Here is a 19,696-nt window from a genome sequence, read left to right on the forward strand (position 1 = left end):
CCGCGGGCTTACCCGGCGCAGCTGCCCAGGCCCAGCGTGCGTTCTTCGCACTGCTTGCCGTTCGGCATTTGGCACATGCGCAGCGCTTCACCGTTCAGGTTGTGCGCGATGGTGGTGACGCCGCCGACCGCCGCGCAACCGGCGCTGGTCTGCAACGTATTGATTCTGGCACTGTTGCCCTGCTGTACTGGTTCTTCGTTATTGCTGCTGCAGGCGGCTAAAAGCAGCACGGCGCTGGCAAGCAGCCATTTTGATGTCGTCATTATCCCACTCCTGAACCCGGAACTGCGCTGTGTAAAATCGCCATTGCTGATAACGCGCGTCACTTGGCGGACACGTTTCGCTATCTTTGATGCAAACTTGTTTAATCTAGCTCGATATATAAATAATGAAAATATATTCCAGCCATTATTTGTCGTTTTTTTGCGTCGGCCGGACATTTATTTTGTTTGCAGAATATTTCCGCACCGGCGCGCGGTGCCAAACGTGACGGCGCCACCCGCTGCCAGGCTTCGGCCGCACGCAGAAAGTGATAACGTCACCGCTGCCGACCAGGAAGTTTTTCCGGCGATATCGCTATTCATTATCTTCGCGTGCTTTCAGTGAAACGGCGCATTTTTTGCTACCGGAGAGGACGATATTTGCGTCTATGCTGGCGGCGCTAAGTAATTAGCATTCCACTATTTTCAGTGAATGATGGCTGAATTCTTCAACCGGCGCGACTTGCTGTCGCGCCGGCCTTTTTTCACATTAAAATAACACTCAGTGCACCGTGGCTTTCGACAGTAAATTAATCACCAGCACGCCGGCAATAATTAATCCCATGCCGACGATCGCCGGCCAATCCAATTTTTGCTGATAAACAAATACCGCGGCGACCGACACCAGCACGATCCCCATGCCTGACCAAATCGCATACACGATGCCCAGCGGCATACTCTTGACCACCATCGACAGCCCCCAAAATGCCACGCCGTAGCCCAGCACCACCAGCAGCGACGGCCACAGGCGGGTAAAGCCCTCGGAAGCTTTCAACATGGTGGTGGCGATCACTTCCGCGACTATCGCCATCGTCAAATACATAAATGCGCTCATGATTTTCTTCTGTCAGTTTGCCGATGCGCAATTATGACGTGCCGGAAATAAATTGTCTTTAAACGGTGAAAACAATTTATTGCCGCCGACCCCCAATCGACGAGGAAATAGGCCTTTGACGATTTGTCACCCGCCACACAAACACGATAAAGCCGCGTTCAAACCCTCTGTTAGACTTTTTTCCATTACTGCGAAAGTGCGCTTTCGCGGCTTTGAGAGCAATGAAAAGGTAACGCCGATGATAACTACAGATGGTAATAATGCAGTCGCTTCCGTGGCCTATCGCACCAACGAAATGATTGCCATCTACCCTATCACGCCGAGTTCCACCATGGCGGAGCAGGCGGATGCCTGGTCCGGTGATGGCCGGCAAAACATCTGGGGCGATATTCCCCGGGTAGTGGAAATGCAGTCGGAAGGCGGCGCTATCGCCACCGTGCACGGCGCCTTGCAAACCGGCGCGCTGTCGACCTCGTTCACCTCATCGCAGGGTCTGCTGTTGATGATCCCGACGCTGTACAAACTGGCCGGCGAGCTGACGCCGTTTGTGCTGCACGTGGCCGCGCGCACCGTAGCCACGCACGCGCTGTCCATCTTCGGTGACCACTCGGACGTGATGGCGGTGCGCCAGACCGGCTGCGCCATGCTGTGCGCCGGCAGCGTGCAGGAGGCGCAGGACTTCGCGCTGATCTCGCAGACCGCCACCCTCAACGCGCGCGTGCCGTTTATCCATTTCTTCGACGGCTTCCGCACCTCGCACGAAATCAACAAGATCGTACCGCTCAGCGACGATACGCTGCGGCAAATGCTGCCGCAGGCGGCGATCGACGCTCACCGCAGCCGGGCGCTGTCGCCGGATCATCCGGTGGTGCGCGGCACTTCCGCCAACCCGGACACCTATTTCCAGTCGCGCGAAGCCACCAACCCGTGGTATGACGCCACCGGCCAGCACGTGATCGACGCCATGGAAGCCTTCGCCGCCCTCACCGGCCGCCACTATCGGCCGTTCGACTATTACGGCCACCCGCAGGCCGAACGCGTGGTGGTGGTGATGGGCTCCGCCGCCGGCACCTGCGAAGAGGTGATCGACACCCTGCTGGCCCGCGGCGAGAAAGTCGGCGTGCTGAAAGTCCGGCTGTTCCGGCCGTTCTCCGCCAAATACCTGCTCGACGCGCTGCCGGACAGCGTGCGCAGCGTCGCGGTGCTCGATCGCACCAAAGAACCGGGCGCGCTGGCCGAGCCGCTGTATCTGGACGTGATGACCGCGCTGGCGGAAGCCTACAGCCGGGGTGAGCGCGCCACGCTGCCGCGGGTGATCGGCGGCCGTTACGGCCTGTCGTCGAAAGAGTTCGGCCCCAACTGCGCGCTGGCGGTGTTCCGCGAGCTGGCCCAGCCGCAGCCGCGCCCGCGCTTTACCGTCGGCATCTTCGATGATGTCACCGGGCTTTCGCTGCCGCTGAGCGACGAAATCCTGCCGCAGCGCGCCTCGCTGGAAGCGCTGTTCTACGGTTTGGGCAGCGACGGCTCGGTCTCGGCCACCAAGAACAACATCAAGATCATCGGCAACGCCACGCCGCTGTATGCCCAGGGCTATTTCGTCTACGACTCCAAAAAGGCCGGCGGCCTGACGGTGTCGCACCTGCGCGTCAGCGAACAGCCGATCAACTCGGCCTACCTGGTCAGCCACGCGGACTTCATCGGCTGCCACCAGCTGCAGTTTATCGATAAGTACCAAATGGTCGAACGCCTGAAGCCCGGCGGCACCTTCCTGCTCAATACCCCTTACGGCGCCGACGAGGTCTGGTCGCGCCTGCCGCAGGAGGTTCAGGCGCTGTTGCACCAACGCCAGGCGCGATTCTATATCATCAACGCCGCCAAGCTGGCGCGCGAATGCCGGCTCGGCGCGCGCATCAACACCGTGATGCAGATGGCGTTCTTCCACCTGACGCAGATCCTGCCGAGCGACGTGGCGCTGCAACAACTGCAGGACGCCATCGCCCGCAGCTACAGCAGCAAGGGCCAAGAGATCGTCGAGCGCAACTGGCAGGCGCTGGGCGCCACCCGCGCCGCGCTGACCGAGATCCCGCTGCAGCCGGTCGACGCCAGCAGCCCGATGCGCCCGCCGGTGGTCTCGGACGCCGCGCCGGACTTCGTCAAAACCGTCACCGCCGCGATGCTGGCCGGGCTGGGCGATGCGCTGCCGGTTTCCGCCTTCCCACCGGACGGCACCTGGCCGGTGGGCACCACCCAATGGGAAAAGCGCAACATCGCCGAAGCGATCCCGATCTGGCAGCCCGACCTGTGTACCCAGTGCAACCACTGCGTCGCCGCCTGCCCGCACTCCGCCATTCGCGCCAAGGTGGTTCAGCCGGCGGAGATGGAGCACGCCCCCGCCTCCCTGCAGTCGCTGGATGTCAAAGCGCGCGATATGCGCGGCCAGAAATACGTGCTGCAGGTAGCGCCGGAGGATTGCACCGGCTGTAACCTGTGCGTCGAGGTCTGCCCGGCGAAAGATCGCCAGAACCCGGAGATCAAGGCCATCAACATGGCTTCGCGCCTCGATAATCTGACGGCGGAGAAAGACAACTACGACTTCTTCCTGCAGCTGCCGGAAATCGATCCGGCGCAGCTGGAGCGCATCGACATTCGCACTTCGCAGCTGATCACGCCGCTGTTCGAGTACTCCGGCGCCTGCTCCGGCTGCGGCGAAACGCCGTACATCAAGCTGTTGACCCAGCTCTATGGCGACCGCTTGCTGATCGCCAACGCCACCGGCTGCTCGTCGATCTACGGCGGCAACCTGCCGACCACGCCGTACACCACCAACGCCGAAGGGCGCGGCCCGGCGTGGGCCAACTCGCTGTTCGAAGACAACGCCGAATTCGGCCTGGGCTTCCGTTTAACGGTCGATCAACATCGCGCGCGAGTGCTGCGCCTGCTGAATGCTCTGGCGCCGCAGCTGCCGGAGCGGTTGGTCAATGCCCTGCAGATGGGCGACGTGGCGCCGGAGCCGCGCCGTAAGCAGATCGCCGAACTGCGCACGCTGTTGGCCAATCTAGAAGGCGAAGACGCGCGCCAGCTGGCGGCCGGCGCCGACTACCTGGTGGATAAATCCATCTGGCTGATCGGCGGTGACGGCTGGGCCTACGACATCGGCTTCGGCGGTTTGGATCACGTCCTCAGCCTGACGGAGAACGTCAACGTGCTGGTGCTCGACACCCAGTGCTACTCGAACACCGGCGGCCAGCAGTCGAAGGCCACGCCGCTCGGCGCGGTGACCAAGTTCGGCGAACACGGCAAGCGCAAGGCGCGCAAGGATTTGGGCGTCAGCATGATGATGTACGGCCATGTCTACGTGGCGCAGATCTCGCTGGGGGCGCAGCTCAACCAAACGGTGAAAGCGATTCAGGAGGCCGAGGCCTATCCGGGGCCGTCGCTGATCATCGCCTACAGCCCGTGCGAAGAGCACGGCTACGATCTGGCGCTCAGCCACGATCAGATGAAACAGCTGACCGCCACCGGCTTCTGGCCGCTGTACCGCTTCGATCCGCGCCGCAGCGCCGAGGGCAAGGCCGCATTGGCGCTGGATTCGCGGCCGCCGAACAGCAGCCTGTCGGAAACGCTGCTGAAAGAACAGCGTTTCCGCCGCCTGAACGCGCAGCAACCGGAAGTGGCCAGCGCGCTGTATCAGGCCGCCGAGAAAGAGCTGCAGGAGAAATACGATTTCCTCAGCCTGCTGGCCGGCAAGGCGGAAAAATCCGCCGCAGAGTAACGCCATCAGGGCGCGAGCGATTCGCGCCCTGTTCTTTTACCGCCGGCGTCAACCGCAGCAAAAACCCGCTGGCATTCCTGCGCGCAATCCGTACCATACAGGCCTCGCGTCGGGCGCGTGGCAGCAGGATGATGAATAATGATCAAAAGCGGCCGGTTGAATGGTAAACTCGCGGCTACAACGCCATGCCCCTAGTGCCCCCCATTGAGAATGAGCACGATTTAAATGTCAGAAAAGCAATCCGTTAGCCAAAAAGAGCAGTACAACCTCAACAAATTGCAAAAGCGCCTGCGCCGCAACGTGGGCGAAGCGATCGCCGATTTCAATATGATTGAAGAAGGCGACCGCATCATGGTCTGCCTGTCCGGCGGTAAAGACAGCTACACCATGCTGGAGATCCTGCGCAATCTGCAGCAGAGCGCGCCGGTCAACTTCTCCCTGGTGGCGGTGAACCTCGATCAGAAGCAGCCCGGCTTCCCGGAGCATATTCTGCCCGCCTACCTGGAAAGCCTGGGGGTGGAGTACAAGATCGTCGAAGAGAACACCTACAGCATCGTTAAAGACAAGATCCCGGAAGGCAAAACCACCTGTTCACTGTGCTCGCGCCTGCGCCGCGGCATTTTGTACCGCACCGCCACCGAACTGGGCGCCACCAAGATCGCGCTGGGCCACCACCGCGACGACATTCTGCAAACGCTATTCCTCAACATGTTCTACGGCGGCAAGATGAAAGGCATGCCGCCCAAGCTGATGAGCGACGACGGCAAGCACGTGGTCATTCGCCCGCTGGCCTACTGCCGCGAGAAAGACATCGAGCGTTTCTCAATCGCCAAGGAATTCCCAATCATCCCATGCAACCTGTGCGGCTCGCAGCCTAACCTGCAGCGCCAGGTGATCGGCGATATGCTGCGCGACTGGGACAAGCGTTACCCTGGCCGGTTGGAAACCATGTTCAGCGCCATGCAAAACGTGGTGCCTTCGCACCTGAGCGACATCAATCTGTTCGATTTCAAAGGCATTCACCACGGTAGCGCCGTGGTGGACGGCGGCGATTTGGCCTTCGATCGCGAAGACATCCCGATGCAGCCCGTCGGTTGGCAGCCGGAAGATTCGGACGACGCGGTGCCTGCGCCAGAGCGTTTGAACGTGCTGGAAATCAAATAAGCCCCTCTCGCCGCTTGCCCTCTGCAAGCGGCGGCATTCCCCTCTCTCGACGATCTCGATCCTGTTCACAGTTTGCGCAAAATTTACTGGGCGGTGCCGTTTTTACCCTATACTGTTTATTTATACAGTCATATGGAGATCGCGCAATGAATATCACCCCCTGCCTGTCCCACGTCTCGCTGGGCTCCAACGATTTCGAGGCCGCCGCCGCCTTTTACGATCGCACGCTGGCCGCCTTGGGTTGCCGACGCGTGCTGGAGCATCCCGGCGCCATCGGTTACGGCCGCGACTATCCGGAGTTTTGGCTGCAGGTGCCGATCGACGGCCGGCCGGCCTCGCCCGGCAACGGCACGCACGTCGGTTTTTTCGCCACCAGCAAGCAACAGGTGGATGAATTCCATCGCCAGGCGCTGCTGGCCGGCGCCGCCGATGAAGGCGCACCCGGTTCGCGGCCGCACTACGGCGAGGCTTACTACGGCTGCTTTGTCCGTGATTTGGATGGGCACAAGATTGAAGCCAGCTTCTGGGATGAAAGCGCGGCCTGAAGAAAAGAGGAAAGCCGAATAAAAAAATGCCGGTGATTAAACCGGCATTGTACGAATCAAATGTGCTATGCAGTAATTCAAAAATAAGAAAGTAAGACAATTATGGAGCGCAACGCCCATCGCTTGACGTTGCATTCACCTGCGAGAGAGATCATGCCCCATTTCCCCCGGCTAAATGTTGATATTGCTCAATGTTAACCGGGTTTTCGTCATTTTTGCCTACAGCCAGCGGCTGCGCTTCAGCCACCAGGCGACGCCAAGCACCAACCCGCCCAGCATGAGGCAAAACGCCGCAAAACCGAGAGGATTGCCGCCGCCCGGAATGCCGCCAAGGTTGACCCCGAACAGCCCGGTCAGGAAGGTGGTAGGCAGAAATACCATCGCCAACAATGACATGGTGTAAGTACGGCGGTTCATCGCATCGGCCATCACCGTGGTGATTTCGTCGGACAAGATGGCGGTGCGCGCGATGCTGCCGTCCAGATCGTCCAATCCCCGCCCCAGGCGATCGGCGATGTCCTGCATGCGGCGGCGATCGTCGTCGCTCATCCACGGCAGGCGGTCGCTGGCCAGCCGCGCGAAGACGTCGCGCTGCGGTGCCATATAGCGGCGCAGCACGATCAGCTGTTTACGGATCAACGCCAGCTGGCCGCGCTCCGGCACCTGCTGCTCCAACAAGGCGTCCTCCAGATCGATGATCTTGTCGTGCAGATCCTCGATAAATTCGCTGGTGTGATCGGTCAACGCATCGGAAATTTCCACCAGCCAGCTGCCGCTGTTGGTCGGCCCGGCGCCGCTTTGCAGATCGTTCACCACCTGATCGATGGAATACACCTTGCGGTGTCGGGTAGAGACAATCAGTTTATCGGTGATGTACACGCGAATGGTGACCAGCTGGTCCGGCCGGGAATTGGCGTTGAAGTTGATGCTGCGCAGGGTGATCATGGTGCCTTCGCCCTGGCGGCTGACGCGCGGCCGTGAGCTTTCGCCGGAGAGCGCTTCGCGCACCGAGTCCGGCAGCAGCGGCGTGGTGCTCAGCCATTCGGCGCTGGCCGGGTGCGCGTAATCAAGATGCAGCCAGCACGGCGCGTCGCAGGTGATCTTGTCACCCTGCTCGATCGGCGTGACGCCGCCCTTGCCGTCCAGCTGGTAGGCGTAAACCGCATCGGCGATCTGCAGCTCGCTCCCCTCAATCACATCCATTCATTTATCCCCTCAGTCTTGCTTATGTTGCTGAGTCTAGCGTTAACGCCTTGGAGATCAAAGGCCAAGCTGTAACGCCAGTTTTCAGAACCGCCCTCGGTCGTGATCTATACTCAGCCGCAAGGAACGAACTGAGGATCGCAGGAGATTGCCATGCTAAAACCATTTTTGGACATCGTCGTACCCACCGTAGGCGCCTTCGGCGCGATATTTTTTGCCCTCGTCAAAACGCCCTTCCGCATCCGGCGGGAAAATCACGACAAGCTGCTCAAGCTGCTCCAATCCGTCGAGACGGCGCAAGGCGAACGCATTAACCTGCTGCTGTTTAGGGACTATATGGGGAGTAAAACCATCGGGCTGACGGCGTTACGGCTGTTATTGGCGCTACCGGACAGCGTAGCCGCGCTGGAGCGCTATCGCTTCACCGCAGGCCGACAGCAGATCCTGCGCACTGCGCCCGACGGTTTCGTTTTGCGGCCAAACGCCAATAACGCCTTCAAACGTTTCCTGCTTTCCTGTCGCCATTTTTTGCTGTATCTGCTGTTCGTCACGCTGCTGGTGCTGCTCCCGGCGCTGGCGCAATGGGGGCTACAGCGGTTGGGGGTATTGATCACCCCCACTTCGCTCACTTACCTGCCCGATGCGCGTATTACCGACGGCTGGACGCTGCTGTTCCCCGGCTTATTATTTATTATCATCATGTTCAGCCTGGCATACCTGACCTTCAGACAGCTGGAACGCGCGGGTAACCTCAGCTCGGAACGCGCCTTTTATCGCTACTACCAACGAGCGCGTGAGGAACAACGATGCCGGGAAGTCCTGAGACAAATGCGCACTGCGCTGCGCCGAGCCTGACGAGAATGCGCCGCCTGCGGTGCATCGCAATGGCCGCCCTGCTGCTGTTCGGCCAATCGGTTCGTGCAGAGCCGGTGTTGGAGCGCCTCGCCACGCCCTATCGCGCGTCGACGGCGGCCGGTTCCCTGCCTTATTTTGTCGCTCACGCTCAATCCCCCCAGCCGCGTAACGCACTGGTGGTGATGCACGGCCATCCACGCGACGCCGCCAGGACGTTGCAAGCGGCGATCGACGCCGCGCAGGACGCGGGAGACAGCAGCTTGCTGGTCGCCCCGCTGTTTCAGGTACCGGTAAAACTCGCCGCCCACTGCCATTCCGCCGGTCTGCCCCAGCCGCAAGACGGCGACGCCCTGTGGCGCTGCGGCTCCTGGATCGAGGGCGATTTGGATAATGGCGGGAAGACCGGCTCATTCAACGCCATGGATAACCTGCTGGCCGATCTGAAACGGCGCTGGCCGTCGCTGCAGTCGATAACCGTGGCCGGTTTTTCCGCCGGCGCCCAGTTCGTGCAGCATTATGTCGGCTTTGTCCAGCCGCCACGCGGAGTGCGTCTGCGCTATGTGGTGGCAGATCCCGGCAGCTGGCTCTATTTTGATCGCCTGCGCCCTCTGCCCACCAGTTGGGGAAACTGCAGCAGTGAAGAAACCTGCCGTTTTCGCTGGCAAACGCTGGACGCCGGCCATTGTCCGCAGGCCAACCGATGGAAATACGGTCTGGAAGCGTTTCCCGCTCACCTGCAGCGCACCGCCGACGCGGCCCGCCGGCGTTACGCCGCCGCCGATATCACCTATCTGGCCGCCGCCGAGGATACCGGCGCCGCGCCGGGCGCTTACTATCGGATACTCGACAAATCCTGCGCCGCCCAGTTGCAGGGTCCCTATCGATTGCAGCGCGCCCTGGCCTACGCCGACTACGATCGGCGTTACCTGGCGGCGGAGAAGCCGCATCGGTTAACGATCGTTCCCGGCTGCGGGCACAACGTCGCCTGCGTATTTTCCGCCCCGGCGGCCAGGCAGGCGCTTTTCCCCATTAATGCAGACTAATAATAACGGCAATGAAATAAACCTTTGCCGACAAATCAGGCAATATCGCCGATAAAGCGCTGGCAATGCCGTTATTATTATGACTTAACATATTGCTATCATTTTTAATTCAAAATGATAATAATAAATCAACACAAAGCTGTTTCAGCGCAAATTTTAGGGGCATATACTTTTCTCACTACGAGGAGGTAGTTATGTTACGCGACCATTTAAAAATAAACGCCAGCGATACGCTGGAAAAAATCAGCAATATCCATTTGCAAAACCAGGGCCAGGAAGAGATCAGTGAGTTTGTGGTGAAAAACGCCGCCGGCCTGCAGATTGGCAAGGTCTCCGTCCACGATCGTTTCAGCACCCGACGCTCGTACCCCACCAGTTACCGCATCACTCAAACCGACATGAACGGCCGGGTGGTGGTGGATGCCATGCGGGACTGTCTATAAGCGTAACCATTCTCTGAAATAGCGAAAATACTGTGATGATGGTAACCCTGTTTATTATTAAACGGGGTTTATCGCGTGGAATAATTAATTATCTTCTTAGTTTCATCGTCGAAAAAAATAAAGCCCCCGCATTAGACGGGGGCGATAAATAAATCGACTCAGTGTTTGATGATATACATCGTCTGGCTGTAGGCCACGTCTTCCGGATTGGTGATCGGGTAGCCTTTTACCCACGGCTTGATCAGGCGGCCGTTGGTGTACTGGTAAATCGGCGCGATCGGCGCCTGATCGGCAATGATCTGCTCCATCTTGTTGTAATCGGCGGTCACCGCCGCCGGATTGGTTTCCCGCCCCGCCTGCGCCAGCAGCTTGTCATAGTCCGCGTTCTTGAACTTGGCGATGTTGCCGCTGTGGGTCGAGGTCAGCAGCGACAGGAAGGTCGACGCTTCGTTATAGTCACCTACCCAGGAGGCGCGGATCACGTCGAAATTGCCGGTGTTGCGGCTGTCGATGTAGGTTTTCCATTCCTGGTTCTGCAGCTTGACGTCAATCCCCAGCTTCTTCTTCCACATCGAGGCCACGGCGATGGCGATCTTCTGGTGGCTTTCCGAGGTGTTATACAGCAGCGTCAGCTTCAGCGGGTTGTTCGGGCCGTAACCGGCCGCCTGCAGCAACGCCTTGGCCTGCGCGTCCAACTCCGCCTGTGATTGCTGTTGCAGCAAGCTCACTTCCGGTTTAAACCCGGCCGTCACGTCCGGCGTGAAGTGATAGGCCGGTTTTTCGCCGGTGCCCAGCACTTTTTCGGCGATAATCTTGCGATCGATGGCATAGGACAAGGCCTGGCGCACCCGCACGTCGTTGGTCGGTGCGCGCTGGGTGTTGAACGCGTAGTAATAGGTGCCGAGCTGATCCGGTGTGTACACCTGCCCCGGAATGTCTTTCAGCAGCTTCTGATACATGTTTTTCGGGAAGGATTCGGTGATATCGATGTCACCTGCCAGGTAACGCTTGGTGGCGTTGGATTCCTGGTTGATGGGTACGAAGGTCACTTTGGTCAGCACGGTATGCGCATGATCCCAGTAATGATCGTTAGGCGTCAGTACCAGCTTCTCGTTCACCACCCGCTCCTGCAGTTTGAACGCGCCGTTGCCCACCAGATTGCCGACCTTGGTCCAGTCGTTGCCGTATTTTTCCACCACCGCCTTATTCACCGGGAACAGGCTGAAGTTGGCCGTCAGGCTGACGAAGTACGGCACCGGTTTGTCCAGCTGCACTTTAAGCGTGTAGTCGTCCGGCGCCGACACGCCCAAGCGATCGGCCGGCAATTTGCCGCTGATGATCTGCTCGGCGTTCTGGATCCCCGCCAGCTGCGCGAACCAGGCGAACGGCGACAGGTTTTTCGGCTCTACCAGCCGCTGCCAGCTGTAGACGAAATCCTTCGCCGTGACAGGGTCACCGTTTGACCACCGCGCGTCTTTACGCAGATGGAAAATGTAAGTCTGGTTGTCGCTGGTCTGCCAGCGCGTGGCGACGCCGGGGATCACTTTCCCGTTGGCGTCCTGATTGACCAGCCCTTCGAACAGATCGCGCGCCAGCTGGGCCTCCGGCAGGCCAACCGCTTTGATCGGATCGAGCGAGGCCGGTTCGTCTTTAATGTGGCGCACGATTTCCTGTTTGGCCGCCAGCGCGGTACCCGGGGGAACCTGCGCCGCCATGGCGCTGCTCATACAGGCGCCGATCGCCGCCGCGCAAAGCGCCAAACGAAAACCTCGTTGCATTTTTCTTCCCGTCATTATGATGTTCCCCCGTTAACCATCTGAATTTTTTATCATATAGCACAAGATCCGTCCGGCCTAGCGCTCACGGCCGAGAAGTTGCAAAAAGTGCGATTCAGGCGATAAAAAACCCGTGCGGCGCGGGGCGGCACGGGCGGTGTTTGCAGCGGCGACCGTCAGTCGTACAGGTGGATGCTGTTGATGCGGTAGCTGAACTCTTCGCCCTCTTCTTCATCGAACACGGTGAAAAAGCCTTTCTCGGCCAGCGGACGGGCCGAGATATCGGTTTTTTGCAGCTGGCGCGCGTCGGCGTCGTCGTAGCCGTAATCGAGGTAGAAGGCATCTTTCTGATAGTCGATATGCAGGGTGAACGGATAGTTCGATTCATCCCCGCGCCCGTCGTCGTTTTTCACCACGCCGAACCACTCCCCCTGGCGGATCTGGTTTTCAGCGTCCACGCCGCACAGCAGCGTGATGGTGTCATTTTCATTTTCGCTATAGCTGGCGATGATTCTGGCTACTGGCATGTTAAATCCTCTTGCGGGTGATTGGCTTAGCACTGCCGTTAGTATAACAACAGCGTCAGGCCAGGTGCGGTTTAATTGGCGTTTTCGCCGCCGCCGCGTCACAGATCGTGCAAACGCCGCACAATTGCGATGGGAAAGATGTCTCAAAGCGTAATACACTGAATAAAATGACAATGACTCTCGACCTTTAATCCAGGGACAACACCATGACCGAACATCGACCACGCAGTGAACGTGGCCAGTTGGCCATCGCAGGAGAGAACTACGGCAGCTCGCTGCTGGGCGCGCCGCTGCTCTATTTCCCGGCGGCGAGCAGCGGCCCGCAGACCGGGCTGATCATCGCCGGCACCCACGGCGATGAGAGCGCCGCCATCGTGACCCTGTCCTGCGCACTGCGCAGCATCGCCCCCGAGCGGCTGCGGCACCACGTGGTGCTGGCGGTCAACCCCGACGGCTGCCAACTGGGGCTGCGCGCCAATGCCAACGGCGTCGATCTGAACCGCAACTTCCCGGCCGCCAACTGGCGTTCCGGCGACACCGTCTACCGCTGGAACAGCGCGGCGCCGGTGCGCGACGTCAAGCTCTCCACCGGCGGGCGCCCCGGTTCCGAACCGGAAACCCAGGCGCTGTGTCACCTGATCCATCGCCTGAAGCCGCATTGGGTGGTATCGTTCCATGAGCCGCTGGCCTGCATCGAAGATCCCGCTAGCTCGCGGCTCGGCGTTTGGCTGGCGCACAAGTTCGAACTGCCGCTGGTGACCAGCGTCGGTTATGAAACGCCCGGTTCGTTCGGCAGCTGGTGCGCGGATCTGTCGCTGCCGTGCATCACCGCCGAATTCCCGCCGATCTCCGCCGATGCCGCCAGCGAGCGCTACATCGACGCAATGACCGAGTTGCTGACCTACCCGAATTAATCCTTACGGGGCGATATCGACGATCGCCCCGCATTCGAACGCCAGGCCTGGCTCGACGTCACGCGCCAGCCAGGTCGGGCCGTCCAGATCGACGAAGCGCGCCGCCGGCGCCAGCGGCAAGGCGGCGGATATCGCCCGCGACGTGCACAACATGCAGCCGAGCATGATGTCGAACCCTTGTTCGCGCGCGGCCTGCGCCAGCGCCAACGCCTCGGTCAAGCCGCCGGTTTTGTCCAGTTTGATATTGATCATCTGATAGCGCTGCCCCAGCTGCGGCAGATCGGCGCGGGTGTGGCAGCTTTCATCGGCGCAGATCGGCAGCGGATGAATAAAGTGCTCCAGCGCGGCGTCGTCACCGGCCGGCAGCGGCTGCTCCAGCATCGCCACGCCGAGATCGGCCAGCAGCTGGCAGCGCGCCGCCAGCCCTTCCGCCTGCCAGGACTCATTGGCGTCGACGATCAGCGTCGCCTGCGGCACCGCAGCGCGGATCGCCACCAGTCGTTCGCTGATATAGTGATCGTCGAGTTTGATCTTCAGCAGCGTGGCACCCTGCCGCTCCAGTTCGCGCGCGGCGAAGGCCATCGCTTCCGGCGTGCCGATGCTGACGGTCTGCGCCATACGGATATGCGCCGGAGCCGCCACGCCGCTGCGCTGCCACAGGCTCTGCCCGTGCAGGCGGCACTCCAGATCCCACAGTGCCGAATCCAGCGCGTTGCGGGCGGCGCCCGCCGGCATCTGCGCCAGCAGCTGCTCGCGGGTTATGCCTTGTGCGATCGCCGGCGCCATCTCTGCCAGCTGCGCCATCACCGATTCCTCGCTCTCGCCGTAACGCGGGTACGGCGTGCATTCACCGGTGCCGCGCACGCCCTGCTGTTCGATTTCGACCACCACCACCCGGGCTTCGGTGCGGCTGCCGCGCGCAATCACGAAGGCGGTATGCAGTGGCCAGGCTTCCGGGTAAAAACGCATGTCTCTCATAACGGCTCCTGAGCGAAAACTGCGCATTCAGCCAGGCTGATGCGCCGGTGATGTTTTATAGAACAGCCTAATATATACAACTATTTAGCAAACTTTGATATCCAATCCGCCCCGGTTGTCATAAACTGGCGCCAGGGTGTGAACCTGATGTTAAATGCCGTTGCCGGTGCGCCGTTTCATCAGGTTCATACCCTTTGTATAAACACCTGTAAAAGGAATCTAGCAATGACTCAGACAGTACATTTTCAAGGCAATCCGGTCAGCGTAGCGGGCAAACTGCCACAGCAGGGCGAACAGGCCAAGGCCTTCTCACTGGTTGCCAAAGACCTGTCAGACGTAGCGCTGAGCAGCTTCGCGGGTAAACGCAAAGTCCTGAACATCTTCCCAAGCATCGATACCGGCGTCTGCGCGACGTCGGTGCGTAAATTCAACCAGCTGGCCAGCGGCCTGGATAACACCGTGGTGCTGTGCATCTCCGCCGATCTGCCGTTCGCGCAGTCTCGCTTCTGCGGCGCGGAAGGCCTGAGCAACGTGGTCACCCTGTCCACCCTGCGCGGCGCCGAGTTCAAGCAGGCGTACGGCGTCGAAATCGCCGAAGGCCCGTTGGCGGGCCTGACCGCGCGTGCAGTCGTGGTGCTGGATGGCCAGGACAACGTGCTGTACAGCGAGCTGGTGAACGAAATCACCACCGAGCCGGACTACGACGCGGCGCTGGCTGCGCTGAAATAATAAAGCCGGCGAACGCCGGCTTTGGATACCCATTAAAGGCGCCGCAAGGCGCCTTTCTTATTCTTCGCCCTCGGCGCCGCCTTTGCGGCTGCTCAGGCCATACTCGCGCAGCTTGTTGGCGATGGCGGTGTGGGAAACGCCCAGGCGCTTCGCCAGCTTGCGGGTGCTGGGATAGGTGCGATACAGACGCGTCAGCACCGAGCGCTCGAAACGCTTGCTGATGTCGTCCAGCGAGCCGTCCAGCACCTCGTCGCCCAGCGACATCTCCACCTCGAACTCCGGCAACACGATATCCTGCGGCCGCAGTTCGTAGCCTTCGGTTTGCGTCAGCGCGCGGTAGATAGCGTTTTTCAGCTGGCGCACGTTGCCCGGCCAGCCGTACTTGCTGAGGAAGCCGCCCAAATCGCTCGCCAGTTTGGGCCGCGCCACGCCCTGCTCATCGGCGAAGCGCGCCACGAACAGCTCGGTCAGCGGCATGATGTCCTGCGGACGTTCGCGCAGCGGCGGGATGGTGATGGTCAGCACGTTGAGGCGATAATAGAGATCTTCGCGGAATTCTCCGCGCTGCACCAGCTCGGTGAGGTTTTTCTGGGTGGCGCAGATCACGCGTACGTCGACGTGCACCTCATGCTCTTCGCCGACCCGGCGGAAGGTGCCGTCGTTGAGGAAACGCAGCAATTTAGTCTGCATGCGCGGCGACATTTCGCCGATCTCATCCAGCAGCACCGAGCCGCCGTTGGCCTGCTCGAAGAAGCCCTTCTTGCCTTCCAGCGCGTTGGGATAAGCGCCCGGCGCATGGCCGAACAGCTCGCTCTCCACCACGTCATCCGGCAGTGCAGCGCAGTTCAGCGCCAGGAACGGCTGTTTGCCGCGCGGGCTGCGCAAATGGCAGGCGCGGGCCAGAATATCTTTGCCGGTACCTGTATCGCCGACGATCAGCAGCGGCGCATCGAGCATCGCCAGCTTGCGCGCCTGCTCCAGCACGTGACGCATCTTGGCGCTTACCGCAACGATGTGGTCGAATTCGGTATCGTCGTTCACCGACAGATTTTGCAGCTGGCGGCCCATGCGCGCGGTGGACTTCAGCATCACCACCGCGCCGACCGCGGCCGGCTGCTGCTGTTCGTCTTCCAGATAGATGGGCGTGATGTCCATCAGGAAGTCCTGGCTGCGGATCACCACCCGCTCGGAGTGCGGCGCCGTATGCTCGCTCTCCAGCCAGCGGCTGAAGTTATAGCCGCCGATCAGCGCCCCGGCGGTCTGGTTGCGGATCTTGTCTTCGTTCAGGCTGAACAGCGCCTGCGCCGCCGGGTTGGCCAGCTCGACCTTGCCCTTCATGTCGATCGAGAACACCGGTTCCGGCATCGATTCCAGCAGCGCGCGCAGCGCGCGGTGCTCGCGTTCGGAAGGCATAAAGCTGACGGTGCGCACGTCGGTCACGCCGGCGATGCGGCGGATCTCCGCCATCAGCGCGCGGAAAGTATCGAACTCCAGCTGGGAGAAATTGAGGTAAATGCGGCCGATGGGATCGATCTCGATGCCACGTAAGTCAATGCTGCGCGATACCAAAAGATCGAGTAATTCTCGAGTGAGACCGAGGCGGTCTTCGCAAAATACTTCCAAACGCATCAGTGTTGGCCTTATCTCTGCAGGTGCGGGGATCGTTGACGATGATGATACTCCCTCGCACCGGGCGGTAGAAGCGATCTGTCAGCAAAAGTTGACAGAACTCTGATTTATTGCCGTGGTTGCTGATTTTAAACGCAAGCTAATAACAGCATCGGCGTCATTTTAGACTACAAACAGAGAGTTATCACAACCAGAATTAATTTTGCAGAGATTTATCACGCACTCGCAGGGGGATCGACTGTCGTCAAGTCTCGATTACGTCCGGCGTCGGCGCCGTTGAGAAAGCGGCGCTCCTCAGAGCGCCGTGCGGGATTATTTGGCCTTGCCGTCGCTCTTTTTCAGCGTGTCTTTCAACTGGCCGATCAGCTGGCTGCGGAAATCGCCAAGCTTCGGCTTTTCCCCTTCCAGCCACGGCAGCGGGCGGCACAGTTCCATCGCCTTGATGCCCAGCCGCGCGGTCAGCAAGCCGGCGCCGATGCCCTGCGCCGCGCGCGCCGACAGCCGCGCTGCCAGATCCTGCGACATCCAGTCCATGCCCACTTCGCGCACCAGCTCGGAAGCGCCGGCGAAGGCGATGTTCAACAGCACCAGCCGGAACAGACGAATGCGGCTGAAGTAGCCCAGCTCGATGCCGTACAGCGCGGCGATGCGGTTGATCAAACGGATGTTGCGCCAGGCGATAAACGCCATATCCACCAGCGCCAACGGGCTGACGGCGATCATCAGCGTCGATTCGGCGGCGGAGCGGCTGATTTCGCGCCGCGCCTGGTTGTCGAGCACCGGCTGCACCAGTTTGGCGTACAGCTCCACCACTTCACGATCGTTTTGCGTTTCATGCAGCGAGGCCTGCCAGCGCTGCAGCGCCGGATGCCCCTGATCCAGCCCGGCCTGACGCGCCAGCTTCTCGCAGAATTCGCGCCCCTGGCCCAGCCCGTGACTGTGCAACAGCTCGCGCGCCACATCGCGCTCTTCCGCGCGCTGGCGCAGCCGATACAAACGCCGCCACTCGGTGACCACCGAACCGACGCCGGCGAACACGATCAGGCCGCCGGCCACGCCGCCGCCCATGGCGATCCAGTCCTGCTGCACCCAGGCGGTATGCACCCACTGCACGCCCTGCGCCACCACGCTGACGCCGAACAGCGCCAGGCCGGCGGTGACCATTTTGCGCCACAGGCTGCGTTTCGGTTTCAGCGCGGCGTTAATGATGCCTTCGGCGCGCCCTTCTTCCTCTTCCTGCTGCAGCTCCGGCGCAGCCGGGAAAAAGCTTTCCGCCTGTTCGGCATCGAACGCGACGCCGGCGCGCAACGCCGGCTCCTGCGGCGGCTGCAGCGGCTCGTCAAAATCGATACGCGGTTTGATCGGTTCGCTCATCGCAATTTGTCTCCCAATAAAAACTCCATCACCGCATCCAGACGGATGTGCGGCAACGGACTGTCCACGCTCATGGCGCGTGGACGAAATTCATCGAAGTGGAACCCCTGGCTCTGCCAGAACGCCGGCCCCGGCAGGCGCGCGGGCACTTCGCCGGGGAACACCGTCAGCGGCGCGCCGTCACCGAGGCGGTTGCCCTTCAGCGCCGGAATGCGTTGCCCCTGATGATCGACGATGCCGCTCTCGGTCGCCTGCACCGAGGCCAGGCCGACGCAATCCATGCTGATGCCCTCGAACGCCGCATTCTGCCACGCCTCCTGCACCAGCTGTTGCAGCAACGACACCAGATTGGCGTGCTGATCGGCGGTGATATGGTCCGCCTTGGTGGCGGCAAACATCAGTTTGTCGATGGTCGGCGAGAACAAGCGGCGAAACAGCGTGCGCTTGCCGTAATGGAAGCTCTGCATCAGTTGGGTCAGCGCCAGACGCATGTCGTTGAACGCCTGCGGGCCGCTGTTGAGCGGCTGTAGACAGTCGACCAGCACGATTTGCCGATCGAAACGGACGAAATGTTCTTTGTAGAAGTTTTTGACGATCGACTGGCAATAGTAGTTGAAGCGAGCGCGCAACATGCCGATGTTGGTGTGTTTGTCGGCCTGCGCCAGCTTAGATTCGCCGATCGCGGCCACGTCGGGCCACGGGAAAAACTGCAGCGCCGGCGCGCCGGCCATGTCGCCCGGCAGCACGAAACGCCCCGGCTGAATGAAGTGCAGCCCTTCGCTTTTGCAGCGCAGCAGATAATCGGTGTAGGCCTGGGCGATCGCCGCCAGGCGGTTTTCGTCGGCCGGGGCCAGCGGATCGCAGGCCTTGCACAACTCAAGCCAGGGTTTGGCCCATTCGGCGCGTTCGCCCTGCAGCAGCCCGGCCATCTGGCGCGACCAGGCCAGGTAATCCTGCTCGAGCATCGGCAGATCCAGCAGCCATTCACCGGGATAATCGACGATCTCCAGGTACAGCGTGGAGGTGTCTTTGAAGTGGCGCAGCAGCGAGTCGTTGGAGCGATAGCGCAGCGCCAGACGGATTTCGCTGACGCCGCGCGTCGGCGTCGGCCAGGCCGGCGGCGTGCCGTACAGCTGCGCCAGCCCTTCGTCATAGGTGAAACGCTGGATGCCGAGATCGCGCTGCGGGATGCGTTTGACGCCCAGCAGGCGCTCTTCGCGCGCCGGTGAAAACAGCGGCATGCGCGCGCCGCTGTGCACATGCAGCAGTTGGTTGACGAAGGCGGTGATAAAGGCGGTTTTGCCGCTGCGGCTCAGGCCGGTCACCGCCAGGCGCAGATGGCGATCCATTCCGCGGTTGACCAGCGAGGTTAACTCATTTTGCAGTCGTTTCATTTTGCCTAGAGTCACATCCTTTTATTCATTAAAACATGAAGTTACACGCTATTACTTCGCTAACCACATGGCCTATGCTCACTATTATAGCCACAAGCAGAGTGAGATTTTCCACAGATAAAAATTGCCGTCCCCTTTCAACTTAACCAACAACGCCTTGTGTGGGTGATAGCCAAACACCCTAATATTACCCCCCTATAAAAGACGAGATAGAATTATCCCCATGGGAATCCTCCCATTCAAACCAACGATGAAA

General features: G+C 60.5%; 17 protein-coding genes. 8 read left to right on the forward strand and 9 right to left on the reverse strand.

Features of this window, described 5'->3' with window-relative positions:
• Positions 1-8: 8 nt before the first annotated feature.
• Together ACJ8IM_RS24220 and ssmE are read right to left on the reverse strand one after the other, a co-directional pair.
• Entirely contained in the window at positions 9-263 is a 255-nt protein-coding gene (locus tag ACJ8IM_RS24220) for a DUF333 domain-containing protein (RefSeq protein WP_015377999.1), read from the reverse strand.
• 499 nt (positions 264-762) lie between these two features.
• Positions 763-1,095 carry a multidrug efflux SMR transporter SsmE gene (ssmE, locus tag ACJ8IM_RS24225; RefSeq protein WP_033634669.1) on the reverse strand — a complete coding sequence of 111 codons (333 nt, stop codon included), beginning with the start codon at positions 1,093-1,095 and terminating at the stop codon, positions 763-765.
• Between the two features lie 238 nt (positions 1,096-1,333).
• Between ssmE and nifJ the strand changes: the two genes are divergently transcribed.
• From nifJ to ACJ8IM_RS24240, 3 genes are all read left to right on the forward strand, one after another.
• The gene (nifJ, locus tag ACJ8IM_RS24230; protein WP_308317391.1) at positions 1,334-4,867 is read left to right on the forward strand and encodes a pyruvate:ferredoxin (flavodoxin) oxidoreductase; all 3,534 of its coding nucleotides are present in this window, start codon (positions 1,334-1,336) and stop codon (positions 4,865-4,867) included.
• 225 nt (positions 4,868-5,092) lie between these two features.
• Complete coding sequence (gene ttcA / locus ACJ8IM_RS24235) at positions 5,093-6,031, forward strand: tRNA 2-thiocytidine(32) synthetase TtcA (RefSeq protein ID WP_033634672.1); 939 nt, start codon at positions 5,093-5,095, stop codon at positions 6,029-6,031.
• 146 nt (positions 6,032-6,177) lie between these two features.
• Entirely contained in the window at positions 6,178-6,576 is a 399-nt protein-coding gene (locus tag ACJ8IM_RS24240; protein ID WP_033634674.1) for a VOC family protein, read from the forward strand.
• A 219-nt stretch (positions 6,577-6,795) separates the two neighbouring features.
• Here ACJ8IM_RS24240 and zntB read toward each other — a convergent pair whose 3' ends face one another.
• Positions 6,796-7,779: a zinc transporter ZntB gene (gene zntB, locus ACJ8IM_RS24245; protein ID WP_033653059.1), complete on the reverse strand. Its 984-nt coding sequence runs from the start codon at positions 7,777-7,779 to the stop codon at positions 6,796-6,798.
• 153 nt (positions 7,780-7,932) lie between these two features.
• On the opposite strand from zntB, the gene ACJ8IM_RS24250 reads away from it, so the two are divergent.
• From ACJ8IM_RS24250 to ACJ8IM_RS24260, 3 genes are all read left to right on the forward strand, one after another.
• A complete protein-coding gene (locus ACJ8IM_RS24250) occupies positions 7,933-8,634 on the forward strand; it encodes a hypothetical protein (RefSeq protein WP_033653058.1) in 702 nt (233 codons plus the stop codon).
• A gap of 5 nt (positions 8,635-8,639) precedes the next feature.
• Positions 8,640-9,677, forward strand: a complete 1,038-nt coding sequence (locus ACJ8IM_RS24255; RefSeq protein WP_033653057.1) for a hypothetical protein — start codon at positions 8,640-8,642, stop codon at positions 9,675-9,677.
• Positions 9,678-9,871: 194 nt separating this feature from the next.
• The gene (locus ACJ8IM_RS24260; RefSeq protein WP_033648443.1) at positions 9,872-10,120 is read left to right on the forward strand and encodes a hypothetical protein; all 249 of its coding nucleotides are present in this window, start codon (positions 9,872-9,874) and stop codon (positions 10,118-10,120) included.
• Positions 10,121-10,278: 158 nt separating this feature from the next.
• Here ACJ8IM_RS24260 and ACJ8IM_RS24265 read toward each other — a convergent pair whose 3' ends face one another.
• Together ACJ8IM_RS24265 and ACJ8IM_RS24270 are read right to left on the reverse strand one after the other, a co-directional pair.
• The gene (locus ACJ8IM_RS24265) at positions 10,279-11,913 is read right to left on the reverse strand and encodes a peptide ABC transporter substrate-binding protein (protein WP_033653056.1); all 1,635 of its coding nucleotides are present in this window, start codon (positions 11,911-11,913) and stop codon (positions 10,279-10,281) included.
• A gap of 158 nt (positions 11,914-12,071) precedes the next feature.
• Positions 12,072-12,422: a hypothetical protein gene (locus tag ACJ8IM_RS24270; RefSeq protein ID WP_015378006.1), complete on the reverse strand. Its 351-nt coding sequence runs from the start codon at positions 12,420-12,422 to the stop codon at positions 12,072-12,074.
• A gap of 206 nt (positions 12,423-12,628) precedes the next feature.
• Between ACJ8IM_RS24270 and mpaA the strand changes: the two genes are divergently transcribed.
• Positions 12,629-13,336, forward strand: coding sequence for a murein tripeptide amidase MpaA (mpaA, locus tag ACJ8IM_RS24275; RefSeq protein WP_033648445.1), 708 nt, complete (start codon positions 12,629-12,631; stop codon positions 13,334-13,336).
• 3 nt (positions 13,337-13,339) lie between these two features.
• On the opposite strand, the gene ycjG is transcribed toward mpaA, so the two are convergent.
• The gene (gene ycjG, locus ACJ8IM_RS24280) at positions 13,340-14,314 is read right to left on the reverse strand and encodes an L-Ala-D/L-Glu epimerase (protein ID WP_033653055.1); all 975 of its coding nucleotides are present in this window, start codon (positions 14,312-14,314) and stop codon (positions 13,340-13,342) included.
• A 225-nt stretch (positions 14,315-14,539) separates the two neighbouring features.
• Here ycjG and tpx point away from each other — a divergent pair, with 225 nt between their 5' ends.
• Positions 14,540-15,043 (forward strand): thiol peroxidase, encoded by a 504-nt coding sequence (gene tpx, locus ACJ8IM_RS24285; protein ID WP_004930536.1) that lies wholly within the window; start codon positions 14,540-14,542, stop codon positions 15,041-15,043.
• A 57-nt stretch (positions 15,044-15,100) separates the two neighbouring features.
• On the opposite strand, the gene tyrR is transcribed toward tpx, so the two are convergent.
• From tyrR to ACJ8IM_RS24300, 3 genes are all read right to left on the reverse strand, one after another.
• On the reverse strand, positions 15,101-16,672 hold the full coding sequence (gene tyrR, locus ACJ8IM_RS24290) for a transcriptional regulator TyrR (protein ID WP_033648446.1): 1,572 nt from the start codon (positions 16,670-16,672) through the stop codon (positions 15,101-15,103).
• Positions 16,673-16,984: 312 nt separating this feature from the next.
• Positions 16,985-18,046 carry a YcjF family protein gene (locus ACJ8IM_RS24295; protein WP_004930545.1) on the reverse strand — a complete coding sequence of 354 codons (1,062 nt, stop codon included), beginning with the start codon at positions 18,044-18,046 and terminating at the stop codon, positions 16,985-16,987.
• Positions 18,043-19,440 carry a YcjX family protein gene (locus ACJ8IM_RS24300; protein ID WP_033653054.1) on the reverse strand — a complete coding sequence of 466 codons (1,398 nt, stop codon included), beginning with the start codon at positions 19,438-19,440 and terminating at the stop codon, positions 18,043-18,045. The genes ACJ8IM_RS24295 and ACJ8IM_RS24300 overlap by 4 nt, the downstream gene beginning before the upstream one ends.
• Positions 19,441-19,696 lie beyond the last annotated feature (256 nt).

Origin of the sequence: Serratia sp. CY33525, assembly GCF_052169115.1 — a bacterium.
Taxonomy (GTDB): Bacteria; Pseudomonadota; Gammaproteobacteria; order Enterobacterales; family Enterobacteriaceae; genus Serratia; species Serratia sarumanii.

Bases quoted from the DNA above. Each gene is read 5' to 3' on its own strand.
- ACJ8IM_RS24220 (WP_015377999.1), bottom strand. From the start codon at position 263: ATGACGACATCAAAATGGCTGCTTGCCAGCGCCGTGCTGCTTTTAGCC.
- ssmE (WP_033634669.1), bottom strand. From the start codon at position 1,095: ATGAGCGCATTTATGTATTTGACGATGGCGATAGTCGCGGAAGTGATC.
- nifJ (WP_308317391.1), top strand. From the start codon at position 1,334: ATGATAACTACAGATGGTAATAATGCAGTCGCTTCCGTGGCCTATCGC.
- ttcA (WP_033634672.1), top strand. From the start codon at position 5,093: ATGTCAGAAAAGCAATCCGTTAGCCAAAAAGAGCAGTACAACCTCAAC.
- ACJ8IM_RS24240 (WP_033634674.1), top strand. From the start codon at position 6,178: ATGAATATCACCCCCTGCCTGTCCCACGTCTCGCTGGGCTCCAACGAT.
- zntB (WP_033653059.1), bottom strand. From the start codon at position 7,779: ATGGATGTGATTGAGGGGAGCGAGCTGCAGATCGCCGATGCGGTTTAC.
- ACJ8IM_RS24250 (WP_033653058.1), top strand. From the start codon at position 7,933: ATGCTAAAACCATTTTTGGACATCGTCGTACCCACCGTAGGCGCCTTC.
- ACJ8IM_RS24255 (WP_033653057.1), top strand. From the start codon at position 8,640: ATGCGCCGCCTGCGGTGCATCGCAATGGCCGCCCTGCTGCTGTTCGGC.
- ACJ8IM_RS24260 (WP_033648443.1), top strand. From the start codon at position 9,872: ATGTTACGCGACCATTTAAAAATAAACGCCAGCGATACGCTGGAAAAA.
- ACJ8IM_RS24265 (WP_033653056.1), bottom strand. From the start codon at position 11,913: ATGACGGGAAGAAAAATGCAACGAGGTTTTCGTTTGGCGCTTTGCGCG.
- ACJ8IM_RS24270 (WP_015378006.1), bottom strand. From the start codon at position 12,422: ATGCCAGTAGCCAGAATCATCGCCAGCTATAGCGAAAATGAAAATGAC.
- mpaA (WP_033648445.1), top strand. From the start codon at position 12,629: ATGACCGAACATCGACCACGCAGTGAACGTGGCCAGTTGGCCATCGCA.
- ycjG (WP_033653055.1), bottom strand. From the start codon at position 14,314: ATGAGAGACATGCGTTTTTACCCGGAAGCCTGGCCACTGCATACCGCC.
- tpx (WP_004930536.1), top strand. From the start codon at position 14,540: ATGACTCAGACAGTACATTTTCAAGGCAATCCGGTCAGCGTAGCGGGC.
- tyrR (WP_033648446.1), bottom strand. From the start codon at position 16,672: ATGCGTTTGGAAGTATTTTGCGAAGACCGCCTCGGTCTCACTCGAGAA.
- ACJ8IM_RS24295 (WP_004930545.1), bottom strand. From the start codon at position 18,046: ATGAGCGAACCGATCAAACCGCGTATCGATTTTGACGAGCCGCTGCAG.
- ACJ8IM_RS24300 (WP_033653054.1), bottom strand. From the start codon at position 19,440: ATGAAACGACTGCAAAATGAGTTAACCTCGCTGGTCAACCGCGGAATG.